Consider the following 20832-nt stretch of genomic DNA (forward strand, 5'->3'; position numbering starts at 1 on the left):
CGCGCGGGCCCGCGTGTTTCTGTATTTCAATTTTGTGGAAATAAAATTCCAAACACGCTACCATGGCGGCCGTTCCGACGACGCCCCTACCTGGAGACAGCCTGATGGCGAGTTTGCATTTCCCGCCCGCCGACGCGCGCGATTTCGACGTGGCCTGCCTGGGCCGCCTGGCCGTGGACCTGTATGCGCAGCAGGTCGGCTGCAGCCTGGAGGAGGCGCACAGCTTCAGCAAGTACCTGGGCGGCTCCTCCGGCAACATGGCCTTCGGCACCGCGCGGCTGGGCCTGCGTTCGGCCATGCTCTCGCGCGTGGGCGACGAGCAGAACGGCCGCTTCCTGCTGGACACGCTGCGCCGCGAGGGCTGCGACGTGAGCCAGGTGCAGGTCGACCGCGAGCGCCTGACCGGCATGGTGCTGCTGGGCCTGCGCGACCAGCACAGCTTTCCGCTGCTGTTCGCGCGCGAGAACTGCGCCGACATGGCGATCGACGCCGCGGCGATCGACGAGGGCTTCCTGGCGCGCTGCCGCTGCCTGGTCGTCACCGGCACGCACCTGTCCACGCCCGGCGTGCTGGCCGCCAGCCGCCGCGCGCTGGAGATCGCCGGCCGCCACGGCCTGGTGCGCGCGCTGGACATCGACTACCGCCCGGTGCTGTGGGGCCTGGCCGCCAAGGGCGACGGCGAGACGCGCTACGTCGGCAGCGACAGCGTGTCGGCCCACCTGCAGGCGCAGCTCGGCCAGTTCGAGCTGATCATCGGCACCGAGGAGGAGTGGATGATCGCCGGCGGCGCCGAGGGCGACCTGATGGCCAGCCTGCGCCGCGCGCGCGAGGCTACGCAGGCGGTGTTCGTCGTCAAGCGCGGCCCGCTGGGTTGCTCGCTGATCGAAGGCGCCGTGCCGGCCGCCATCGACGACGCGCCCACGGTGCTGGGCGAGCGCGTGGAGGTGCTGAACGTGCTGGGCGCGGGCGACGCCTTCGCCTCGGGCCTGCTGGCCGGGCTGCTGCGCGGGCGGACGCTGGCCGAGTCGGCCGCGATCGCCAACGCCTGCGGCGCCATCGTCGTCTCGCGCCACGGCTGCGCGCCGGCCATGCCCACGCAGGCCGAGCTCGCGCACTGGTTCTCCGGCCACCGCCATCCCCGGCCCGACCAGGACCCGGTGCTCTCGCACCTGCACCGCGTGTCCGCGCCGCGGCCGCACTGGCCCGAGCTGTGCGTGATGGCCTACGACCACCGCGCGCAGCTGGAGGAGATGGCCCGCGCGGCCGGCGCCGACGCCGCGCGCCTGTCCACCCTCAAGCTGCTGCTGAACGAGGTCGTGGCCGAGGTCGAGCAGGACGCCGGCAACCGCGGCCGCATCGGCGTGCTGATCGATGGGCGCATCGGCCAGGCGGCGCTGCATGCTGCCGCCGGCCGCGGCTGGTGGCTGGGCCGCCCGGTCGAGTTGCCCGGCTCGCGCCCGCTGCGCTTCGACGGCACGGCCTCGCTGGGCTCGGAGCTGGCGCACTGGCCGCGCGAGCAGGTCGTCAAGTGCCTGGCCTTCTACCACCCGGACGACGCCGAGCCGCTGCGCGCCGAGCAGGAGGAATGGCTGCAGCAGGTCTGGCAGGCCACGCGCGCCAGCGGCCACGAGCTGCTGCTGGAGATCATCCCGCCGGCCGACCGCCTGGCACCCGGCGACCAGGGCGAGGCCGTGGTGCGCGCCGTGCGCCGGCTCTACGCGCTGGGCTTCAAGCCGGAGTGGTGGAAGCTCGCGCCGATGTCGGCCGCGAACTGGCAGGCGCTGGACGCGCTGGTGCGCGAGCACGACCCCTGGTGCCGCGGCGCCGTGATCCTGGGCCTGTCGCAGCCGATCGAACGGCTCATCGAAGGCTTCGCGGCCGCCGCGCAGGCGCCGGTCGTCAAGGGCTTCATGGTCGGGCGCAGCTGCTGGACCGCGCCGGCCGAGGCCTGGCTGCGCGGCCAGGCCGACGACGCGGCGCTGAAGGCGCAGGTGGCGGCCAACTTCCGCCGGCTGATCGCCGGCTGGCGCGCCAACCGCCCCGCGGCGGCGCAGGCCGGGGAGGCCGCATGAACCTGCTGGTCAAGGCCCGGGCGACGGGCCGTATCGTCGCCGACATCACCCCGGCCAGCGCCGGCTGGACCTACGTGGGCTTCAAGGCCCTGCGCCTGGCCGCCGGCGACGTGGAAGCGTTCGACACCGGGGCCTGCGAGTACTGCATCACCGTGCTCGCCGGCGCGGTGGACGTGCAGGTCGGCGCGCAGCGCTACGGCGCCGTCGGCAACCGCGCCTCGGTGTTCGAGGAGCGCGCGCCGGCCGCGGTCTACGTGCCGCCGGGCCAGGCCGTGCGCATCGAGGCCGCCGGGCCGGCCGAGGTCGCGCTCAGCAGCGCCCCGGCCGAGGGCCGCTTCGCGCCGCGCGTGATCGCGCCGCAGCAGATGGCGCGCAGCGTGCGCGGGCAGGGCAGCAACACGCGCTACGTCTGCGACATCCTGCCGCAGACCGAGCCGGCCGAGCGGCTGCTGGTGGTCGAGGTCGTCACGCCGCCGGGCCATGCGTCCAGCTATCCGCCGCACAAGCACGACACCGCCGGCGACGGCGAGACCGTGCTGGAGGAGACCTACTACCACCAGCTCGACCCGGCCCAGGGCTTCGCGTTCCAGCGCGTCTACACCGACGACCGCAGCCTGGACCAGACCATGGCCGTCGAGCACCGCGACACCGTGCTCGTGCCGCGCGGCTACCACCCCTGCGTGGCGCCGCACGGCTACACGCTGTACTACCTGAACACCATGGCCGGCCCGCACCGCCACTGGGCGTTCCGCAACGATCCCGCGCACGAATGGATGCTGGCGCCGCGCTGAGGGGCGCCGCGCCGGCCCCGAACTCGACCTCTTTTCCGGAGACAACCACCATGCACAAGCGATCCCTCCTGCAACTGCTGGCCGCCGCGGCGTTCGCCGCCGCCGTGCCCGCCACCGCCCAGGCCCAGGCGGCCTACCCGCACCAGCCGGTCCGCTGGGTCGTGCCCTACGCGCCGGGCGGCACCACCGACGTGATCGCGCGCCAGCTCGCCGTGCGCATGGGCCAGACGCTGGGCCAGCCCGTCGTCGCCGACAACAAGCCCGGCGCGGCCAGCATCATCGGCGCGACCTTCATCGCCCGCGCCGCGCCCGACGGCTACACCGTGGGCACCGTGGATTCCGGCACGCTGGCGTTCAACCCGGCGATGTACGCCAGCCTGACCTACGACGCGCAGAAGGACTTCAGCTGGATCGGCGGCCTCGGCAAGATGCCGCTGGTGCTGGCGGTGCACCCGTCGTTCCCGGCGAAGAACGTGCAGGAGTTCCTGGCGCTGGCGCGCAAGGCGCCGGGCGCGGTGTCCTCCGCCTCCTCGGGCCCCGGCTCGCCGCTGCACGTGGCGCTGGAGCTGTTCAAGCAGAAGACGCAGACCGACATCCTGCACGTGGCCTACAAGGGCTCGGCCCCGGCGCTGCAGGACCTGATGGCCGGCCAGGTCAACAGCATGTTCGTGGACCTGCCGCCCAGCCTGTCGATGATCCGCGCCGGCAAGGTGCGCGTGCTGGCCATCGCCACGCCCGAGCGGCTGGCGATCCTGCCCGACGTGCCCACCATGGCCGAGGCCGGCGTGCCGGGCTTCGAGGCCTACGCTTGGCAGGTGCTGGTCGGCCCGGCCGGCCTGCCGGCGCCGGTGGTCGAACGCCTGAACCAGGACCTGGGCGCCGCGCTGGCCCATGCCGAGACCCGCGCCAAGCTCGAGGAGATCGGCATCCAGCCGATGCCGATGACGCCGGCGCAGCTCGGCAGCTTCGTCGCCAGCGAGCAGAAGCTGTGGAGCGGCGTGATCAAGGCCGCCAACATCCGCCTGGACTGAACCGGAGCCAGACCGCGATGCACCGATTCCCGATGCCCCTGCCGACCCGCCGCCAGGCCCTGGCCGCCGTCGCCGCGCTCGGCGCGCTGCCGGTGGCCGGCCTGGCCCAGGCCGCTTATCCCGGCAAGCCGATCGAGCTCATCGTGCCCTTCGCGGCCGGCGGCGGCACCGACGTGCTGGCCCGCGCGCTGGCCGAGGCCGCGCGCCCGCACCTGGGCCAGAGCCTGATCGTCGTGAACCGCGCCGGCGCCAGCGGCGGCGTGGGCTGGGCCGAGCTGGTCAATGCCCGGCCCGACGGCTACAAGCTGGCCATCGTCACGGTCGAGATCACCATGATCCCGCACCTGGGCGTGGTCCGCTTCACGGCCGACGACGTGCACCCGATCGCGCGGCTGAACGCCGACCCGGCCACCATCGCCGTGCGGGCCGACTCCCCGCACGCGACGCTGGAAGCGCTGCTGGCGGCCGCGCGCAAGGCGCCCGGCGACCTGCGCGTGGGCAATGCCGGGCCCGGCTCGCTGGGCCACCTGGCCGCCGCGGCGCTGGAGGACAAGGCCGGCGTGCAGCTGAACCACGTGCCGTTCCGCGGCGCCAACCCGGCCGTGCTCGACCTGCTGGGCGGCCACATCGAGGCCGTGGCGGTCACGCCGGTGGAAGTGGCGACCTACGTGCAGGCCGGCAAGATCCGCCCGCTGGCCGTGATGGCCGAGCAGCGCATCGCGGCCGGCTGGGAGCAGGTGCCGACGCTGAAGGAGCGCGGCATCGACCTCGTGGTCGGCGGCTGGCGCGGCCTGGCCGCGCCCAAGGGCACGCCGCCCGAGGTGCTGGCGGTGCTGCGCGAGGCCATGGCCAAAACGCTGCGCGAACCGGCGCTGCGCGACACCATGGCCAAGCAGAACATGGGCGAGGGCTACCTGGACGAGGCCGCGTTCAAGGCGCTGATCGCGCGCGACAACGCGACCTTCCGCGCGCTGATCCAGCGCCTGGGCATCAAGCCGGCCTGACGCGGGGCGGCCGCGGCGGGGCTATCCTCCGCCCTTCCCCGCACGATCCCCCAGTTCCGCATGACTCCTGTACGCGCCCTGATCTTCGACTGCGACGGCACGCTGGTCGACAGCGAGCCCTGGCTCCTGGAGGCCATGCTGGCCGAGGGCGCGCTGCACGGCCTGCCGGCCGCGGCGCGCGCGGCGCTGGACGCCCTGCGCGGCGCGCCGATGTCGCGCCAGATCGCGTTCGTGGCCGAACACGCCAGCGCGCCGCTGCCGGCCGACTTCGAGGCCCGCGTGCGCGCGCGCATGGCCGACCTGTTCCGCGCCCACCTGCAGCCCATCGCCGGCGCGCGCGAGCTGCTGCCCGCGCTGCGGCTGCCGTTCTGCGTCGCCTCCAACGGCCCGCGCCACAAGATCGAGCTGGTGCTGGGCCTGACCGGCCTGCTGCCCTGGTGCGAGGGCCGCATCTTCAGCGCCTACGAGGTCGGCGCCTGGAAGCCCGCGCCCGACCTGTTCCTGCACGCCGCGGCGCAGCTGGGCTTCGCGCCGGCCGACTGCGCCGTGGTGGAGGACAGCGCCTCCGGCATCGCCGCCGGCCTGGCCGCCGGCATGCGCGTGTTCGCGCTCGGCGAGCAGCCGGCGGACCTGCCCGCCGCCGTGCAGCGCATCGCGCGCCTGTCGGACCTGCCGTCGCGGCTCTGACGCGCCGGTCAGCCGCCGCCCAGCGGCCGGTAGCGGAAGCAGTGCGCGGCGTGGTCGTTGACCATGCCGATCGCCTGCATCCAGGCGTAGACGATGGTCGGGCCGACGAACTTGAAGCCGCGGCGCTTGAGTTCGCGCGCGATGCGCTCGGACAGCGGCGTGGCCGCGGCGAAGTGCACGCCGTCGCCCTGCAGCACCTGCCCGCCGGTGAAGGCCCAGCAGAAGTCCGCGAAGTCCTCGCCGGCGTCCTGCATCGCGCAGTAGATGCGGGCGCCGGCGATGGTGGCCTCGATCTTGGCGCGCGAGCGGACGATGCCCGGGTCGGCCAGCAGCGCGGCGACCTTGGCCTCGCCGTAGCCGGCGACGCGGCGCGGGTCGAAGCCGTCGAACGCCGCGCGGAAGGCCGCGCGCTTCCTCAGCACCGTGATCCAGGACAGGCCGGCCTGGAAGCCCTCCAGCATCAGCGTCTCCCACAGTGCGCGGCTGTCGCGCTCGGGCACGCCCCATTCGTGGTCGTGGTAGTGCTGGTACAGCGGATCGCTGCCGCACCAGGCGCAGCGGGGCAGGGCGGACGGAGACGGCATGCGGGCATTCTCGCTTGGCCCCGCGGAGTAGACGGAGATCAAGATCCGTCCATGCCGATGCGCGATACTGAAATTTCACCTGGCCATCCAACGAACGAAGGAAAAGGAGCGCGCACATGAAGATCCTGATTGCCGTCGACGGCAGCGAGCACACCAAGCGCATGCTGGCGTACCTGTCGGCGCACGAGTGGCTGCGCCCGGGCAACGAGTACACGGTGATGACCGTGGTGCTGGAGGTGCCCAAGCGCGCGGCTTCGTACGTGGATGCCCGGCTGGTGCAGGAGTACTACGAGGAAGAGGCCGAGAAGGTGCTGGGCCCGGTGCGCGAGTTCTTCGCGCAGAAGGGTGCCTCCGCGGAGTTCGTCTTCAAGGCCGGCCATCCGGCCGAGGAGATCGCGCGTGCCGCCACGGAGGGCCGCTACGACCTGCTGGCGCTGGGCAGCCATGGCCATGGCGCGCTCGGCAACCTGATCATGGGCTCGGTCGCCACCAAGGTGCTGAGCCTGTGCAAGGTGCCGGTGCTGCTGCTGCGCTGACCTCCCGCGCCTGCGGCGGCCCTGTCGCGGGGCCGCAACAATCCGGTCCGTTGCTGGGGGGCCGGGCGTAAACTTGCGCCCCTTCCCGCCAGCCAGGCAGGGGGCCTGCGCGGCCCCGCGCCGAGCCAGCCCGTCCACACTTCCCTGGGTGAGCTCGCCATGCCTGTCCGATCCTTTGCCCTGCGCGCCGCTGCCGGCTGCGCGCTGACTCCCCTGGCCCTGTGCCTGTCGCAAGCCGCCTGGGCCCAGGCGGCCGCAGCGGCCGACAACGAGCGGGCGCTGTCCACCGTGACCGTCATCGGCTCGGTCGATGCATTGCAGAACCTGGACTTCTATGCGCCCAATTCCAGCGCGGTGATCCAGCGCGAAGCCATCGAGGCCATGGGCAGCCGCAAGCTGGACCAGGCGCTGCAGTACCAGGCCGGCATCGTGAGCGAGCCCTTCGGCGCGGACAACAAGGTGGAGTGGTTCAAGATCCGCGGCTTCGACGCCTCGGTCTCGCTGGATGGCACGCCCACGACCCCCAACGGCTTTTTCGTCTGGAAGCCCGAACTGTTCGGTGTGGAGTCCGTCGAGGTGGTCAAGGGCGCCAATTCGCTCGTGTTCGGCGCGGCGAACACCGGCGGCGTCGTCAACCTCGTGACCAAGCGCCCGCACAAGGTGCAGGCGTTGTCTGTGGACGCCGAGGTGGGCAACCGGGGCAAGCGGGGCCTGGGCGTGGACTACAACGGGATCGCCAACAGCGACGGCTCCGTCTACTACCGCCTCGTGGCGCAGGCGCGCACGGAGGACGGCATGCAACGGGGCACCGAGATGGCCAGCTACTACCTGGCCCCCAGCGCGACCGTCGAGTTCAGCCCGCGCACCGCGCTGACGCTGCTGGGCAGCGTGCAGCGCGAGGACGGCAAGCCCACCAACGGCTTCCTGCCCGCCTGGGGCTCCCTCATCGATACGCCCTACGGCCGCGTGAACCGCCGCACCAACATGGGCGAGCCGGACTTCGACCACCTCAAGCGCACGCAGATCAGCGCCGGCTGGCTGCTGCGCCACGAATTCGCCGACGACTGGACCTTCACGCAGAACTACAAGTTCTCGCGCCTGAACATCGATCAGCAGAACGTGTTCGCCTATGCTTCCGACAACGACCGCCAGGCCGTGCGCGGCTACACCCTCACCCACGGCAACACGCAGAACCACTACTTGGACAACCGTGTGAACGGCAAGCTGCGCTGGGGCGACGTGACCCTGCGCCCCACGGTGGGCGTGGACTACCTGAAGTCCGACACCAACGGCCACAACAACGGCTTCGGCGTGGTGCCGAACCTGGACATGTTCGCGCCGGTGTACGGCGCGCCGTTCAACGTCAGCAGCACGCCGTACCGGGAAGGCCTGCGCCAGCTGGGCGCCTACGCCTCCGGGCAGCTGCAGGTGGGCAGCCACTGGAACTTCAATGCCGGCATCCGGCACGACCGTGCCAAGAGCCGCGTGCAGGGCGGCTACGACGTCAGCCACAACAGCTTCAACGCGGGCGTCATGTACATCAGCGCGCTGGGCATCGCGCCCTACGCCAGCTACTCGGAGTCGTTCAAGCCGACCACGGGCGTGGACGGCTACAACAACCCCTACCGGCCCTACGAAGGCCGGCAGGCCGAGGTCGGGTTGAAGCTGGAACCGTCCTGGCTCAATGGCGGCAACATGACGCTCGCCTACTTCGACCTGGAAGAGAAGAACGCCCTGGCGGCGGATGCCTCCAACATCCAGCGCCAGATCGGCAAGCGCACCAACCGCGGCGTGGAGTGGCAAGGCGACTTCAGGATTCAGCGCGATACCGCCATCAAGGCCTCCTACACCCACAACGACTCGCGCCAGGACCTGAGCGTCACCCAGAACCTGCGCACGCCGCTGATCCCCAGGAACCAGGCCAGCCTGTGGGTGAGCCACCGCTTCGCTTTGCCCGGCGCGGACAGCGCCGTCACGGTGGCCGCCGGTGCGCGCTACAACGGCTCCACCGTCGACGAGGCCAACTACCCGGGACGCAAGGTGGCGGCGTACACGCTGCTGGACCTGATGGTGCGCTACGACATCAACCGCCAGTGGGCGCTGCAGCTGAACGCGCGCAACCTGACCGACAAGACCTACGTCAGCGGCTGCGACTTCTACTGCTACTACGGCGGCGGCCGGACGCTGGACCTGCAGCTGCAGTACCGCCTGTGAGGGCGGCGACGTCCCCGCGCGCCGACTCCTGACCTGCCCGATGCTCGGCAGCCGCGCCATCCGTGCCTGGACCTGGACCCACAAGTGGTCCAGCCTGGTCTGCACGGTGTTCATGCTGCTGCTGTGCATCACCGGCCTGCCGCTGATCTTCCACCACGAGATCGGCCACCTGCTCGGCACCGAGATCGAGGCGGCCGAGATGCCGCCGGACGCGCCGCGCGCCGACCTGGACGCGGTCATGCGGCTGGCCACGGCGCGCCACCCCGGCCTGCAGGGCATGTTCGCTTCGCAGGAGGAGGACGACGACCGCGTCTGGTACGTCACGCTGGCCCCGCGCCCCGACGCGACCGCGGGCTTCAAGCAGGTCGCCGTGGACGCCCGCACCGGCCAGGCGCTGGGCGAACCCTCGCTGGACAGCGGCTTCATGTACGTCATGCGCTCGCTGCACATCGACCTGTTCGCCGGCCTGCCCGGCATGCTGTTCCTGGGCCTGATGGGCGTGCTGCTGCTGGTCTCGCTGGTCTCGGGCACGGTGCTGTACGCGCCGTTCATGCGCAAGCTGCGCTTCGGCGAGATCCGGCGCACGCGCAGCGCGCGCGCCAAGTGGCTGGACCTGCACAACCTCGTCGGCATCGTCACGCTGGTCTGGTTCACGGTGGTCGGCGCCACCGGCGTCATCAACGCCTGGGCCGACCTGCTGGTCAAGTACTACCAGTCCACCGAGGTCGCCGCGATGCTGGCGCCGTACAAGGACAAGCCGCCGCTGGCCTCGCCCGGCTCGCTGCAGGGCGCCGTGGCCGCCGCGCTGGCCCGCGAGCCGGGCATGAAGGTCGCGTTCGTGGCCTTTCCCGGCACCAGCTTCTCCAGCCCGCACCACTACGGCGTGTTCCTGCGCGGCGGCGAGCACGTCACGGCCAAGCTGCTCAAGCCGGTGCTGGTCGACGCCGCCACCAGCCAGGTGACCGACAGCCGCGAACTGCCCTGGTACCTCAAGGCGCTGCTGGTCTCGCAGCCGCTGCACTTCGGCGACTACGGCGGGCGGCCGATGCAGATCCTGTGGGCGCTGCTGGACGTCGCGACCATCGTCGTGCTGGCCACCGGCCTGGTGCTGTGGCTGCGGCGCCGGCCGGCGGCGCGGCCCGTGCCGCAAGCCGGCCCCGCCGCGGCGCGGGTGCGCGCCTGATGCGTTCCGCGTCCTGGCGCCCGTTCTGGCGGCTGTGGGGCTGGCCGATCGCGCTCGGCCTGGCCAGCGGCAGCGGCCTGGTCACGGCGCTGGTGGCCGACGGCTGGGGCGACTGGTGGTCCTGGCTCGGCCTGGCGCTGCCGCTGGCGGTGGCCGCCTGGCACTGGTGGCGCCCGGCGCCCGGGGAGGGGCCGCGCTAGGCGGTGGCGATCTGCTGCAGGCCGTCCGGGTCCGGCAGCAGCAGCCGGCCGCCGTTCTGGGCCAGCAGGCCGCGCTCGCGCAGCTGGCGCAGCACGCGCGAGAAGGTCTCCGGCGCCATGCCCAGCTGTGCGGCGATGGTGCGCTTGCGCTGCTGCAGCTCGATGCCGACGTGGCCGTCGTCGGCGCGGCGCGCGTGCTGCAGCAGCCACTGGGCGCAGCGCGTCTCGGCGTCCTGCACCAGCAACGCCAGCGCGGCCTCGGCCTGGCGGCGCTGGGCCCAGGCCAGGTCCAGCATCAGCCGGCCGGCGGCCTCGGGCAGGCCGGCATGCCAGCGGCGCAGCGCCTCCGCGTCGAAGGCCCGCAGCACGGTGGGCGCATCGGCCACCCAGTCCCAGGGCGTGGGCTGGTTCAGCAGCACGGAGGCGATGTCCAGCCAGCACGGCGCCTCGAAGTCCACCAGCCGGTGGCGCAGCTGGCCGCGCTGCAGCAGGCCGGCCACCACCCGCCCGCTCTGCAGGTACAGCGCCTGCGTCGGCACGGCGAAGCGGGCGGCCAGCAACTCGCCGGCCGCTGCATGGCGGAGCGTCGAGTCGGATTGGCAGTCGGCAGGCGTGCACATGGTTGTGCACTGTGGACCGGGCCTGCCCCGTGGCCTTTGCGCTAGCGCAAGAACCGCGCGATTTCGAGGCTCACGCCCAGCCGATTCGTCCCTGGCAGAGATCGTCGAGCCGCGCGCGCAGCGCGGCCTCGGCCTCGGCGGCGACCTCGAAGCGCATGCGCACCAGCGGGCCGTGATCGACCTGCAGGCCGCGTGCGCCGGCCGCCTCCAGCGCGCGGCGCACCGCGCCTTCCAGCGCATAGGGCAGCTGGCAGTCCAGCGCGGACCAGCGCACCAGCGCCGTCTTGTCGGCCCGCAGCAGGGCCTGGGCCACGGCGTCGGTGTAGGCGCGCACCAGGCCGCCGGCGCCGAGCTTGATGCCGCCGAAATAGCGCACCACGGTGGCCAGCACGCCATCCAGGTCCTGCTGGCGCAGCACGTGCAGCATGGGCCGGCCGGCCGTGCCGCCGGGCTCGCCGTCGTCCACGGCGGCCGAATCGCCGCCGGCCAGCAGCGCCCAGCAGACATGGGCCGCGCCGGGATGCCCGGCGCGCAGCGCGGCCACGACCTGCAGCGCCTGCGCGCGGCCGGCCACCGGCTGCACGCACGCCAGGAAGCGGCTCTTCTTGACGACGAGCTCGTGCTCGACCGCGCTTGCGATGGTCTGGGGCATGGGGGCGAGCTTATCCAGCCCGCTTACGATGCGCACGGCATCCCCCAAGGCCGCGCCATGACGACACCCGACGACCTCTTCCCCGGCTTCACCACGCAGGACATCGCCACCGACGCCGGCGTGTGCCTGCGCGTGCGCAGCGGCGGCCAGGGCCGGCCGCTGCTGCTGGTGCACGGCCATCCGCAGACGCATGCGATCTGGCACAAGGTGGCGCCGGCGCTGGCCGAGCGGTTCACGCTGGTGCTGGCCGACCTGCGCGGCTACGGCGATTCGTCCAAGCCGGCCGGCGACGCCGACCACGCCAACTACAGCAAGCGCACGATGGCGCGCGACCTGCTGCGCGCGATGCAGGCGCTGGGCCATGCGCGCTTCGACGTGCTGGCGCACGACCGCGGCGCGCGCGTCGCGCACCGGCTGGCCATGGACCATCCGCAGGCCGTGCACCGCCTGGTGCTGCTGGACGTCGCGCCCACGCTGGCGATGTACGCGCGCACCGGCGAGGCCTTCGCCCGCGCCTACTGGCACTGGTTCTTCCTGATCCAGCCGGCGCCGCTGCCCGAGCGGCTGATCGAGGCCGACCCGGCCGCCTACGTGCGCGAGGTCATGGGCCGGCGCAGCGCCGGGCTGGCGCCGTTCGACCCGCGCGCGCTGGCCGAGTACCAGCGCACGCTGGCCCTGCCGGGCACCGCGCACGGCATCTGCGAGGATTACCGCGCCTCCGCTGGCATCGACCTGGTGCACGACCGCGCCGCCGGCCGGCGCCTCGCGGCGCCGCTGCTGGCGCTGTGGGGCGCCGAGGGCGTGGTGCACCGCTGCTTCGAGCCGCTGGCGCTGTGGCGCGAGGTGGCCGACGACGTGCGCGGCGGCCCGCTGCCCTGCGGCCACTACATCGCCGAGGAGGCGCCCGAGGCGCTGCTGGCCGAGGCGCTGCCGTTCCTGGCCCAGCCCTGAGCCGGCCGGCGCGCCGGGGCGCGGCATTCCTACAATGCGGCCGCTTGTTCGACCGGAGGTATTCCATGCAACGACGTTTGGCGGCCTGCGCGGCCGCGGTGGCCGTGCTCGGCCTGGCCGGCTGCGCGACCGAGAGTTCCCGCACCGTGCAGGCGGCGCAGGTGGCGTCCGCCGCCACGCCCTACAGCGGCCCGCGCCTGCCGGTCGCGGTCGGCAAGTTCGACAACCGCTCCAGCTTCATGCGCGGCGTGTTCTCCGACGGCGTGGACCGGCTCGGCGGCCAGGCCCGGACCACGCTGATCGCGCACCTGCAGCAGTCGCAGCGCTTCTCGGTGCTGGACCGCGACAACATGGCCGAGGCCGCCCAGGAGGCCAAGCTGGCCGGCCAGGCGCAGCAGCTGCGCGGCGCCTCCTACGTGATCACCGGCGACATCGCCGAATTCGGCCGCAAGGACGTGGGCGACCGCCAGCTGTTCGGCATCCTGGGCCGCGGCAAGGAGCAGGTGGCCTACGCCAAGGTCACGCTGAACGTGGTGAATGCGCTGACCTCCGAGGTCGTCTACTCGACCAGCGGCGCCGGCGAGTACGCGCTGTCCAACCGCGAAGTGCTGGGCTTCGGTGGCACGGCGGGCTATGACGCGACGCTGAACGGCAAGGTGCTGGACCTGGCCATGCGCGAGGCCGTGGGCGGCTTGGTGGCCGGCCGCGACGCCGGCCGCTGGGGCGCGCAGTGACCATGCGCGGCGGCGGCGTGCGTGGCGCGGCGGCGCTGGCCGGCGTGCTGCTGCTGGCCGGCTGCGCGGCGCCGGCCCGGCCGCTGTACCAGTGGGAGGACTTCCCGCGCCGGCAGTACGAGGTGCTGCAGCACGCGGGCGCCGACCCGAACGCGCAGATCCAGGCCATGCAGGTGCAGGCCGAGAAGGCGCGCGCGGCCGGCGCGGCGCTGCCGCCGGGCTTCCGTGCGCACCTGGGCATGCTGCAGCTGTCGGTCGGCGCGGCCGGGCAGGCGCGCGCGAGCTGGCTGGCCGAGAAGGCCGCGTTTCCCGAGTCGGCGCCGTACATGGACCGGCTGCTGGAGCGGCTGGACGGCCGGCCCGCGGCGCCGGCAGGCGGGCCGGCATGAGGGCCCGCCTCGCGGCCCTGGCGGCCACCGCGGGCCTGGCGCTGCTGTCCGGCTGCGCGGTCCACCAGCGCGCGCCGTACGACTACAGCGCCTTCCTGCAGGCCCGGCCGGCCTCGCTGCTGGTGCTGCCGCCGCTGAACGATTCGCCCGAGGTCGGCGCCGCGGCCGCGGTGTGGGCGCAGGCGACGCTGCCGCTGGCCGAGGCCGGCTACTACGTGCTGCCGGCCGCGCTGGTGGACGAGACCTTCCGGCAGAACGGCGTGCACGGCGGCTACGAGGCCCAGGGCATCCCGTTCACGAAGCTGCGCGAATTCTTCGGCGCCGACGCGGCGGTCTACCTGAAGGTCACCGAGTACGGCACCAGCTACCAGCTGCTGGCCAGCGACACGCGGGTGACGGTGGAGGGGCGCATCGTCGACCTGCGCGACGGCCGCCAGCTCTGGGCAGGCAAGGCCAGCGCCTCCTCGGCCGAGCAGCAGCAGTCGCAGGGTGGCGGGCTGGTGGGCGCGCTGGTCACGGCGCTGATCCGCCAGATCGTCGACACCAGCACCGACGCCGCCTACGGCTACGCCGGCATCGCCAGCCAGCGCCTGCTGGGCGCGCCGCGCGCGGACGGCATCCTGCCCGGCCCGCGCTCGCCGCAGGCCGGCCAGGTCCCCGGCCAGCGCTGAGACAGGCGGCGGGCGGGGCCGTCCGGGCCCGGCGGGCGGGACGCAGGGAGCGGTGCCAGGGGGGCTGGCGAACGCGGAAGATGCATGCATACTTTCGCCGGACCTACTTGCCCGCTGCACCATGACCGCTCCTTCGATGTCCTGCGTTCCCGGCTCGACCCGGATCTTCGTGTTCGACGAGGTCTACCCGTTCAGGGCTGCGCAGGAGCAGGCCGAGAAGAAGAAGCTCAGCGCCTTCGGCCTGCTGGCCAAGATCAACCTGCGGCGTCGGCCCACGCCCGATACCGTCCAACTGACCAAGGAAGAATTGCGCTACGAGCCGTTCTGGCATATCACCGCGACGCGCTCGATCGACTACTGCAGCCAGGCGACCTACCAAGTGCCTGTGCACAACGCCTATGCGCAGCAACTGCAGATCGAGGGTCTCCGGTTCGATGTCGCGCGCCAGAAGGACAAAGCCAGGATCGAGTTCGTGGCGGTCGAGCAATGCCACCGCAAGATCAGCTACGACGAGTACCTGGATGGCATGCAGCGCGGCGTCGCGCCCAGCGTGCTGGCGGGCTATGTCAAGCGCTACAAGTTCACGGAGCACGAGGAGTACGAGAACCCAGCCCTGCTCAAGCCCGCGCTGCCGTTGCAGGCGGCGACCGATCTGGCCATGGCGCGGCTGTCGAGCGAAGTCGTCACGGCGCACGAGGTCATGCGCAACGACTTCGAGTTCGAGCGCCGCCACCTCTACGCGCGGCCGGTGTTCGCTTTCGAATACCGCTGGGGACCGGCCGACAAGACCGGCGTGATCGAGGTCGATGGCCTGACCGGCGAGGTCGTGGAGTCGGGCCACTGGTTCGACGAGAAGATCACCCAGCGCTTCACGCGCGAGCGCCTGATCGATCTGGGCGCCGACGCCGCCAACCTGGCGCTGCCGGGCAGTGGCATCGTCATCAAGGCGATCGGCTACGGGACCACCGAGGCCGGCCGCAGGCCATGACGCCGCCCCGCGGCTGGCGCGTGGCGCGGAGCGCCGCTGCGCAACAGGCGGCCAGCCGCTGAACGGTGCGTACCGGCCGCGCAGCGGTCGGCCGTGCCGGGCGGCGCCGGCGCCGGATGGGCGATCATCCCCGCGATGTCTTCTGGATCGAGAACCCTGGTATTGGAGCGCCGCGCGCCGCGCGCCGACTGGCGGGCGGCGGGCCGCCTCGCCGGCGCGGCCGCGGCGGTCGCGGTCGTGCTGGCCGGCGTGGTCGCCGCCAGCACCTGGTGGACCGCATCGGCCCCGGCGCCCCGCGTGGTGCTGGCCGCGGGCGCGCTGCAGTCGCAGCCGGCGCCCGTCGAGGCCGAGCCGCCGGACGTGCCGCCGCCGCAGGCGCCGCAGCCCGACGCCGCGGCGGCCGACCACGGCGGCCCGGCGTTCGACAACCGCAACCTCTACTCGCTGTTCCAGCTGGCCCTGGCCAGCACCGATCCGGCCGTGGTCGCCGAGGGCATCGCGGCCTGGCGGGCCTGCGCCAGCTATGTCGGCGACGGCACCGAGGGCCTGCAGTCCTGGCTGGACATGGTCTTGCCCGAGGACCTGGCGCCCGACGAGCGCGAGCGGCGTGCCCGCCACGCGCGCGCCGCGGCCGCGCGCTGCGCCGGCTTCATCGGGCAGCCGCAGGCCGCGCAGCAGGCCGAGGCGCTGATGCAGCGCGCGCGCGAGGCCGGCAGCGCGCTGGAGCGCCTGCGCGACGCGCTGGCCAGCAATACCGCGCCGGACGACGCGCTCGGCACGCGGATGCTGGCGGACCTGGCTTGCGACGTGGTGCGCCGCCAGGGCGAGGAGCCGCGCGCGGTGCGCTGGATCGGCCTGGCGCTGCGCGGGGCGGCGGACCGCCCCACGCATCCGCTGCACGCCGGGGCGGCGCCGGAGCGCAACCTGGCGATGCACCTGGCGTACTGCGACCTGGACCCCCAGGGCTGCGACGCGCACTCCAGCTACGTCGGCAGTGCCTGCGTGCTGCAGGGCCGCTGCGACTATGCGCGCGAGGAGGACTACTGGCGCGAACAGGTCGACGGCGAGACCTACGCGGCCGCGCAGCCGCTGCGCGAGGCGCTGGTGCAGAAGGTGCAGCAGGGCGACTGCACCGCGCTGTTCGACTGACCCGCCGCCCGGCGCGGCCGCGCCGTCGTGCCGGGCGCGGCCCCGGCCGACGCACCCCGCGCCGCCTGGCTTGGTAGGATCGTCGCTCGCTCCCGCCTCGTCCACCGTTCGCGTCCACCCGCCTGCATGCAAGATCCGCCGCCGTCCACGCCCGCGCCGCAGGCGCCCGAGGTCCTGGCCGATGGCGGCACGGCCGTGCTGCGGGGCCGCTGGACGGCGGCGGCCCTGGCCACCGGCGACCGGCTGCGCCGCGCCGACCGCCAGCTCGCCGCGCTGCCGCCGGCGGTCGGCTGGGACCTGCAGCAGATCGACCGGCTGGACCACCTCGGCGCGCAGCTGCTGTGGAACCGCTGGGGCCGCCGCTGGCCCGACCAACTGGCCCTGCTGCCGCAGCAGCGCAGCATGCTCGAGCGCGTGGCCGCCTTCACCACCGCGCGCGAGACGCGGCCCGAGCGCGGCTTCGCGCAGGCCGTGGACGCGCTGGGCGCCCACGTGCTGGACAGCCTGGGCCAGTTCAAGAACGGCGTGCGGCTGGTCGGCCAGCTCGTGCTGGACGGCCTGCGCCTGCTGCGCCGGCCGGCGGCCGGCCCGTGGCGCGACATCTCCGGCCACCTGTACCAGATGGGCGCGCTGGCGCTGCCGATCACCTTCCTGGTCGGCGCGCTGATCGGCGTGGTGCTGGCCTACCTGACCTCGCTGCAGCTGCGCCAGTTCGGCGCCGAGGCCTTCATCGTCAACATCCTCGGCGTGTCGCTGGTGCGCGAGCTGGGGCCGATGCTGGCCGCGATCCTGGTGGCCGGGCGCTCCGGCTCGGCGATCACCGCGCAGATCGGCGTGATGCGCGTGACCGAGGAGCTGGACGCGATGCGCGTGATGGGCATCGCGCACGGCTTCCGGCTGGTGCTGCCGCGCGCGATCGCGCTGTCCATCGCGATGCCGCTGATCGCCACCTGGACCACGCTGGCCGGCCTGGCCGGCGGCATGCTGGCGGCCGACCTGGCGCTGGGCATCACGCCGGCGTATTTCGCCAACGCGCTGCCGGCCGCCGTCAGCGTCGCCAACCTCGGCCTGGCGGTCGGCAAGTCGGTCGTGTTCGGCGTCGTGATCGCGCTGATCGGCTGCCACTACGGCCTGCGCGTGAAGCCCAACACCGAGAGCCTGGGGCAGGGCACGACGGCCTCCGTGGTCACGGCGATCACCGCGGTGATCCTGATCGACGCGCTGTTCGCCGTCGCCTTCCGCAGCGTGGGCATCTGAACATGGCGGCGGCGCAGGCACCCGAGGTCGTCTCCATCCAGGGCCTGTGGACCGCCTTCGGCCAGCCGCCGCGGCAGGTCGTGATCCACCAGGACCTGGCGCTGTCGATCCGCGCCGGCGAAGTCGTGTCGCTGGTCGGCGGTTCGGGCACCGGTAAGACCGTGCTGCTGCGCCAGATGCTGGGGCTGGAGCGGCCCTACCGCGGCGAGGTCACGGTGCTGGGCGAGCCGGCCGCGCAGCTCGGCCGGCGCGGCGCGGCCAGCCGCGTGGGCATGCTGTTCCAGCAGGGCGCGCTGTTCTCGGCCTTCAGCGTGCTGGACAACATCGCCTTCCCGCTGCGCGAGCTGCGCCGGCTGCCGGACGAGCTGGTCTACGACACGGCGCTGGTCAAGCTGCAGATGGTCGGCCTGGGCCCGCAGCACGCCGGCAAGATGCCGGCCGACCTGTCCGGCGGCATGATCAAGCGTGTCGCGCTGGCGCGCGCGCTGGCCATGGACCCGCCGCTGCTGCTGCTGGACGAACCCACGGCCGGGCTGGACCCGCACGGCTCGGACGAGTTCGTCGAGCTGCTGCGCTCGCTGCACCGCGAGCTGCGGCTCACCGTCGTGATGGTCACGCACGACCTGGACACGCTGTTCGCGCTGTCCAGCCGCGTGCTGGTGCTGGCCGAGAAGCGCGTGCTGGTCGAAGGGCCGCCGCGCGAGGTCGCGGCCTTCGACCATCCGTTCGTGCGCGACTTCTTCCAGGGCGAGCGCGGCCGCCGCGCCATGGCGCCGATCGAGCGCATCGCGCCCGCCCCCGAACCCGACCCCGCCCAGGAGGCTTGATGGAAAACAAGGCCCACGCCATGGCCGCCGGCATCTTCGTGCTGGTGGTCGCCGCACTGCTGATCGCGCTGGCCGTCTGGCTCGGCCGCGAGAGCGGCAGCACCCGCACCTTCGAGCTGTCCACCAGCGAAGCGGTGACCGGCCTGCAGCCGCAGGCGCCGGTGCGCTTCAAGGGCGTGGCGGTCGGCAAGGTCACCCACATCGGCTTCGACCCGGACGTGACCGGCAACATCGTGATCCGCATCGCCGTGGACGAGACCACGCCGCTGACGCCCAGCACCTTCGCCACGCTGAGCTACCAGGGCATCACCGGCCTGGCCTTCGTGCAGCTGGACGACCTGGGCGGCCCGCCGCAGCAGCTGCCCCCGGGCGCCAGCCGCGTGCCCCGGCTGGCGCTGAAGAACTCGCGCCTGGGCGAGCTGACCGACCAGGCGCCCGAGCTGATGGCCAAGGTGCAGCTGCTGCTGGACAACTTCAACGCCGTGCTGGGCGAGCAGAACGTGAAGAACTTCGGCACCGTGCTGGCCAACACCGGCGAGGCCACGGCCAGCATCGGCAAGGCCGCGCGCGGCATCGAGCAGCTGGCGGCGCAGATCGAGTCCACGCTGCGCCGCAGCGTCGACCCGGCGCTGGCCGGCATGCCGCAGATGACGCAGGAGGCCCAGCGCAGCCTGCAGGCCGTGCGCCAGGCGGCCGAGCAGGTGGCGCGGCTGTCCGGCGACGTCGATGCGCTGGCCCTGCGGCTGAACGCGCAGGACGGCCCGCTGGACCGCCTGGCCGAAGGCTCGGCCGCGCTGTCGCGCGCGGCCGAGACCTTCGGCGCCGCCACGCTGCCGCGCGTCAACCGCGCCAGCGACGACACCGCGCGCGCGGTGCGCCAGCTCGGCCGCACCGTCAACGCCATCAACGACAACCCGCAGTCGCTGATCTTCGGCAGCGGCAGCATTTCCCCGGGGCCCGGCGAGCCGGGCTTCGCCGCACCAGGAGCCACGCGATGAGCCGTGCCACGCCCGTCCTTCTGTCCCTGCTGGTGCTGGCCGGCTGCTCGGCCCTGCCCGACCGGCCGCAGCGCCCGGCCCAGTACGACTTCGGCCCCGGTCCCGTCCCCACCGCCGCCGCGCCGGCCGGCCGCAGCGCGCCGCTGCCGCCGCTGGCGCTGGCCGAGGTCGAGGCCAGCGGCCCGCTGGAGGCCGGCACCGCCGTGCTGTACCGGCTGGGCTATGCCGACGACCGGCAGCTGCGCCCCTACGCGCTGGCGCGCTGGAGCATGCCGCCGGCCCAGCTGGTGCGCCAGCGCGTGCGCGAGCAACTGGGCCAGCACCGCACCATCGTCGGCGCCGGCGAGGGCGCGGCGATGCTGCGCGAAGGCGGCCGGCAGCCGACGGTGCTGCGCCTGGAGCTGGAGGAGTTCAGCCAGCTGTTCGGCTCGCCGGTGGAAAGCTTCGGCCTGCTGCGCCTGCGCGCCACGCTGGTCGACAACCTGCCGGCCGGCGAACGGGTGCTGGCGCAGCGCCAGCTCATCGTGCAGCGCCCCGCGCCCACGCCCGACGCCGCCGGCGGCGTGCGCGCGCTGGCCGAGGCCACGGACGCGGCGGCGGCGGACCTGGCGCAGTGGCTGGAGACGGCGCAGCCGTGAGGGCGGGCGCCGGGCTCGGCGAGACGAAGAACGGGCCGGCCGGCGAGCAGGCCCCGAGCACGGCAGAGAAGGAAGAAGGCATGCGCCGGCAAGACCATGCCGCTGCCAGCAAGTTCTTGAGCTACGTGCTGCGCCACGAGCCGCAGGCCATCGGCCTGGCCCTGGACAGCGAGGGCTGGACCCATGTCGAGACGCTGATCGCCGCCGCCGCGCGGCATGGGCGCATCCTGGACCGGGCCCTGATCGAGCAGGTGGTGGCGACCAGCGACAAGAAGCGGTTCGCGCTGTCGCCGGACGGCTCCAGCATCCGGGCGGTGCAGGGGCATTCGACCGCCCGCGTGGCGATCCGCTTTGCAGAGAAGGTGCCGCCCGCGACGCTGTACCACGGGACGGCGGAGCGATTCCTGGAGTCGATCCGGCGGGAAGGGCTGAAGCCCGGTGAGCGGCAGTACGTGCATCTGTCCGAGGACGTGGAGACGGCGACCGCCGTGGGCCAGCGCTACGGCAAGCCCGTGGCATTGGTCGTCGAGGCCGAGGCCATGCACCGCCAGGGCCTCGGGTTCCACCAGGCGGAGAACGGTGTCTGGCTCACGGCCGCCGTGCCGGCGCAGTTTCTGCGCCTGGCTGGCAAGTAGGGCATGGCATGGGGCCTGGGG

Annotated in this window: 23 protein-coding genes; 20 read left to right on the forward strand and 3 right to left on the reverse strand. The window is 73.3% G+C overall.

The annotated features are described in order from the left end of the window. The first annotated feature begins 104 nt into the window (after nucleotides 1-104). Genes QM782_RS09115 through QM782_RS09135 form a run of 5 tightly spaced genes read left to right on the forward strand, consistent with a single transcriptional unit; the run spans nucleotide 105 to nucleotide 5585 of the window. Nucleotides 105-2072 carry a bifunctional 5-dehydro-2-deoxygluconokinase/5-dehydro-2-deoxyphosphogluconate aldolase gene (locus QM782_RS09115; RefSeq protein WP_415202597.1) on the forward strand — a complete coding sequence of 656 codons (1968 nt, stop codon included), beginning with the start codon at nucleotides 105-107 and terminating at the stop codon, nucleotides 2070-2072. Beyond that, complete coding sequence (gene iolB, locus QM782_RS09120) at nucleotides 2069-2863, forward strand: 5-deoxy-glucuronate isomerase (RefSeq protein WP_415202598.1); 795 nt, start codon at nucleotides 2069-2071, stop codon at nucleotides 2861-2863. The genes QM782_RS09115 and iolB overlap by 4 nt, the downstream gene beginning before the upstream one ends. 50 nt (nucleotides 2864-2913) lie before the next feature. Next, nucleotides 2914-3894 carry a Bug family tripartite tricarboxylate transporter substrate binding protein gene (locus QM782_RS09125; protein WP_415202599.1) on the forward strand — a complete coding sequence of 327 codons (981 nt, stop codon included), beginning with the start codon at nucleotides 2914-2916 and terminating at the stop codon, nucleotides 3892-3894. Nucleotides 3895-3926: 32 nt separating this feature from the next. Then, entirely contained in the window at nucleotides 3927-4898 is a 972-nt protein-coding gene (locus QM782_RS09130) for a tripartite tricarboxylate transporter substrate binding protein (protein ID WP_415202600.1), read from the forward strand. A 60-nt stretch (nucleotides 4899-4958) separates the two neighbouring features. Next, nucleotides 4959-5585, forward strand: a complete 627-nt coding sequence (locus tag QM782_RS09135; RefSeq protein WP_415202601.1) for an HAD family hydrolase — start codon at nucleotides 4959-4961, stop codon at nucleotides 5583-5585. An 8-nt stretch (nucleotides 5586-5593) separates the two neighbouring features. Here the strand turns inward: QM782_RS09135 and QM782_RS09140 are convergent, their stop codons facing one another. After that, the gene (locus QM782_RS09140; protein ID WP_415202602.1) at nucleotides 5594-6169 is read right to left on the reverse strand and encodes a DNA-3-methyladenine glycosylase I; all 576 of its coding nucleotides are present in this window, start codon (nucleotides 6167-6169) and stop codon (nucleotides 5594-5596) included. Nucleotides 6170-6285: 116 nt separating this feature from the next. Between QM782_RS09140 and QM782_RS09145 the strand changes: the two genes are divergently transcribed. From QM782_RS09145 to QM782_RS09160, 4 genes are all read left to right on the forward strand, one after another. Then, nucleotides 6286-6705: a universal stress protein gene (locus tag QM782_RS09145; RefSeq protein ID WP_415202603.1), complete on the forward strand. Its 420-nt coding sequence runs from the start codon at nucleotides 6286-6288 to the stop codon at nucleotides 6703-6705. Nucleotides 6706-6864: 159 nt separating this feature from the next. Continuing rightward, the gene (locus QM782_RS09150; protein WP_415202604.1) at nucleotides 6865-8919 is read left to right on the forward strand and encodes a TonB-dependent siderophore receptor; all 2055 of its coding nucleotides are present in this window, start codon (nucleotides 6865-6867) and stop codon (nucleotides 8917-8919) included. 40 nt (nucleotides 8920-8959) lie between these two features. Next, on the forward strand, nucleotides 8960-10102 hold the full coding sequence (locus QM782_RS09155; protein WP_415202605.1) for a PepSY-associated TM helix domain-containing protein: 1143 nt from the start codon (nucleotides 8960-8962) through the stop codon (nucleotides 10100-10102). Next, nucleotides 10102-10302, forward strand: coding sequence for a hypothetical protein (locus QM782_RS09160; RefSeq protein ID WP_415202606.1), 201 nt, complete (start codon nucleotides 10102-10104; stop codon nucleotides 10300-10302). The genes QM782_RS09155 and QM782_RS09160 overlap by 1 nt, the downstream gene beginning before the upstream one ends. Here the strand turns inward: QM782_RS09160 and QM782_RS09165 are convergent. Continuing rightward, on the reverse strand, nucleotides 10299-10922 hold the full coding sequence (locus QM782_RS09165) for a Crp/Fnr family transcriptional regulator (protein WP_415202607.1): 624 nt from the start codon (nucleotides 10920-10922) through the stop codon (nucleotides 10299-10301). The two genes, QM782_RS09160 and QM782_RS09165, sit on opposite strands and share 4 nt — an antisense overlap. Before the next feature lie 70 nt (nucleotides 10923-10992). Then, nucleotides 10993-11574 (reverse strand): IMPACT family protein, encoded by a 582-nt coding sequence (locus QM782_RS09170; RefSeq protein WP_415202608.1) that lies wholly within the window; start codon nucleotides 11572-11574, stop codon nucleotides 10993-10995. Between the two features lie 57 nt (nucleotides 11575-11631). Between QM782_RS09170 and QM782_RS09175 the strand changes: the two genes are divergently transcribed. From QM782_RS09175 to QM782_RS09225, 11 genes are all read left to right on the forward strand, one after another. Continuing rightward, on the forward strand, nucleotides 11632-12525 hold the full coding sequence (locus QM782_RS09175) for an alpha/beta fold hydrolase (RefSeq protein WP_415202609.1): 894 nt from the start codon (nucleotides 11632-11634) through the stop codon (nucleotides 12523-12525). Between the two features lie 65 nt (nucleotides 12526-12590). After that, a complete protein-coding gene (locus tag QM782_RS09180; protein WP_415202610.1) occupies nucleotides 12591-13259 on the forward strand; it encodes a CsgG/HfaB family protein in 669 nt (222 codons plus the stop codon). Between the two features lie 2 nt (nucleotides 13260-13261). Continuing rightward, on the forward strand, nucleotides 13262-13648 hold the full coding sequence (locus QM782_RS09185; protein WP_415205618.1) for a DUF4810 domain-containing protein: 387 nt from the start codon (nucleotides 13262-13264) through the stop codon (nucleotides 13646-13648). Further along, nucleotides 13645-14319 carry a DUF799 domain-containing protein gene (locus QM782_RS09190; RefSeq protein ID WP_415202611.1) on the forward strand — a complete coding sequence of 225 codons (675 nt, stop codon included), beginning with the start codon at nucleotides 13645-13647 and terminating at the stop codon, nucleotides 14317-14319. Before QM782_RS09185 ends, QM782_RS09190 begins: the two co-directional genes overlap by 4 nt. Nucleotides 14320-14440: 121 nt before the next feature. Beyond that, complete coding sequence (locus QM782_RS09195) at nucleotides 14441-15307, forward strand: hypothetical protein (protein ID WP_415202612.1); 867 nt, start codon at nucleotides 14441-14443, stop codon at nucleotides 15305-15307. 135 nt (nucleotides 15308-15442) lie between these two features. Continuing rightward, entirely contained in the window at nucleotides 15443-16456 is a 1014-nt protein-coding gene (locus tag QM782_RS09200; protein WP_415202613.1) for a hypothetical protein, read from the forward strand. 126 nt (nucleotides 16457-16582) lie between these two features. Next, a complete protein-coding gene (locus tag QM782_RS09205) occupies nucleotides 16583-17713 on the forward strand; it encodes an MlaE family ABC transporter permease (protein ID WP_415202614.1) in 1131 nt (376 codons plus the stop codon). A 2-nt stretch (nucleotides 17714-17715) separates the two neighbouring features. After that, the gene (locus tag QM782_RS09210; RefSeq protein ID WP_415202615.1) at nucleotides 17716-18540 is read left to right on the forward strand and encodes an ABC transporter ATP-binding protein; all 825 of its coding nucleotides are present in this window, start codon (nucleotides 17716-17718) and stop codon (nucleotides 18538-18540) included. Beyond that, nucleotides 18540-19538, forward strand: a complete 999-nt coding sequence (locus QM782_RS09215) for an MlaD family protein (RefSeq protein ID WP_415202616.1) — start codon at nucleotides 18540-18542, stop codon at nucleotides 19536-19538. The genes QM782_RS09210 and QM782_RS09215 overlap by 1 nt, the downstream gene beginning before the upstream one ends. Further along, nucleotides 19535-20176: an ABC-type transport auxiliary lipoprotein family protein gene (locus QM782_RS09220; RefSeq protein ID WP_415202617.1), complete on the forward strand. Its 642-nt coding sequence runs from the start codon at nucleotides 19535-19537 to the stop codon at nucleotides 20174-20176. Before QM782_RS09215 ends, QM782_RS09220 begins: the two co-directional genes overlap by 4 nt. 80 nt (nucleotides 20177-20256) lie before the next feature. Then, nucleotides 20257-20811 carry an RNA 2'-phosphotransferase gene (locus tag QM782_RS09225; protein WP_415202618.1) on the forward strand — a complete coding sequence of 185 codons (555 nt, stop codon included), beginning with the start codon at nucleotides 20257-20259 and terminating at the stop codon, nucleotides 20809-20811. The last annotated feature ends 21 nt before the right edge of the window (nucleotides 20812-20832 follow it).

Origin of the sequence: Pseudorhodoferax sp. (assembly GCF_047601025.1) — a bacterium.
Classification (GTDB): domain Bacteria; phylum Pseudomonadota; class Gammaproteobacteria; order Burkholderiales; family Burkholderiaceae_C; genus Pseudorhodoferax.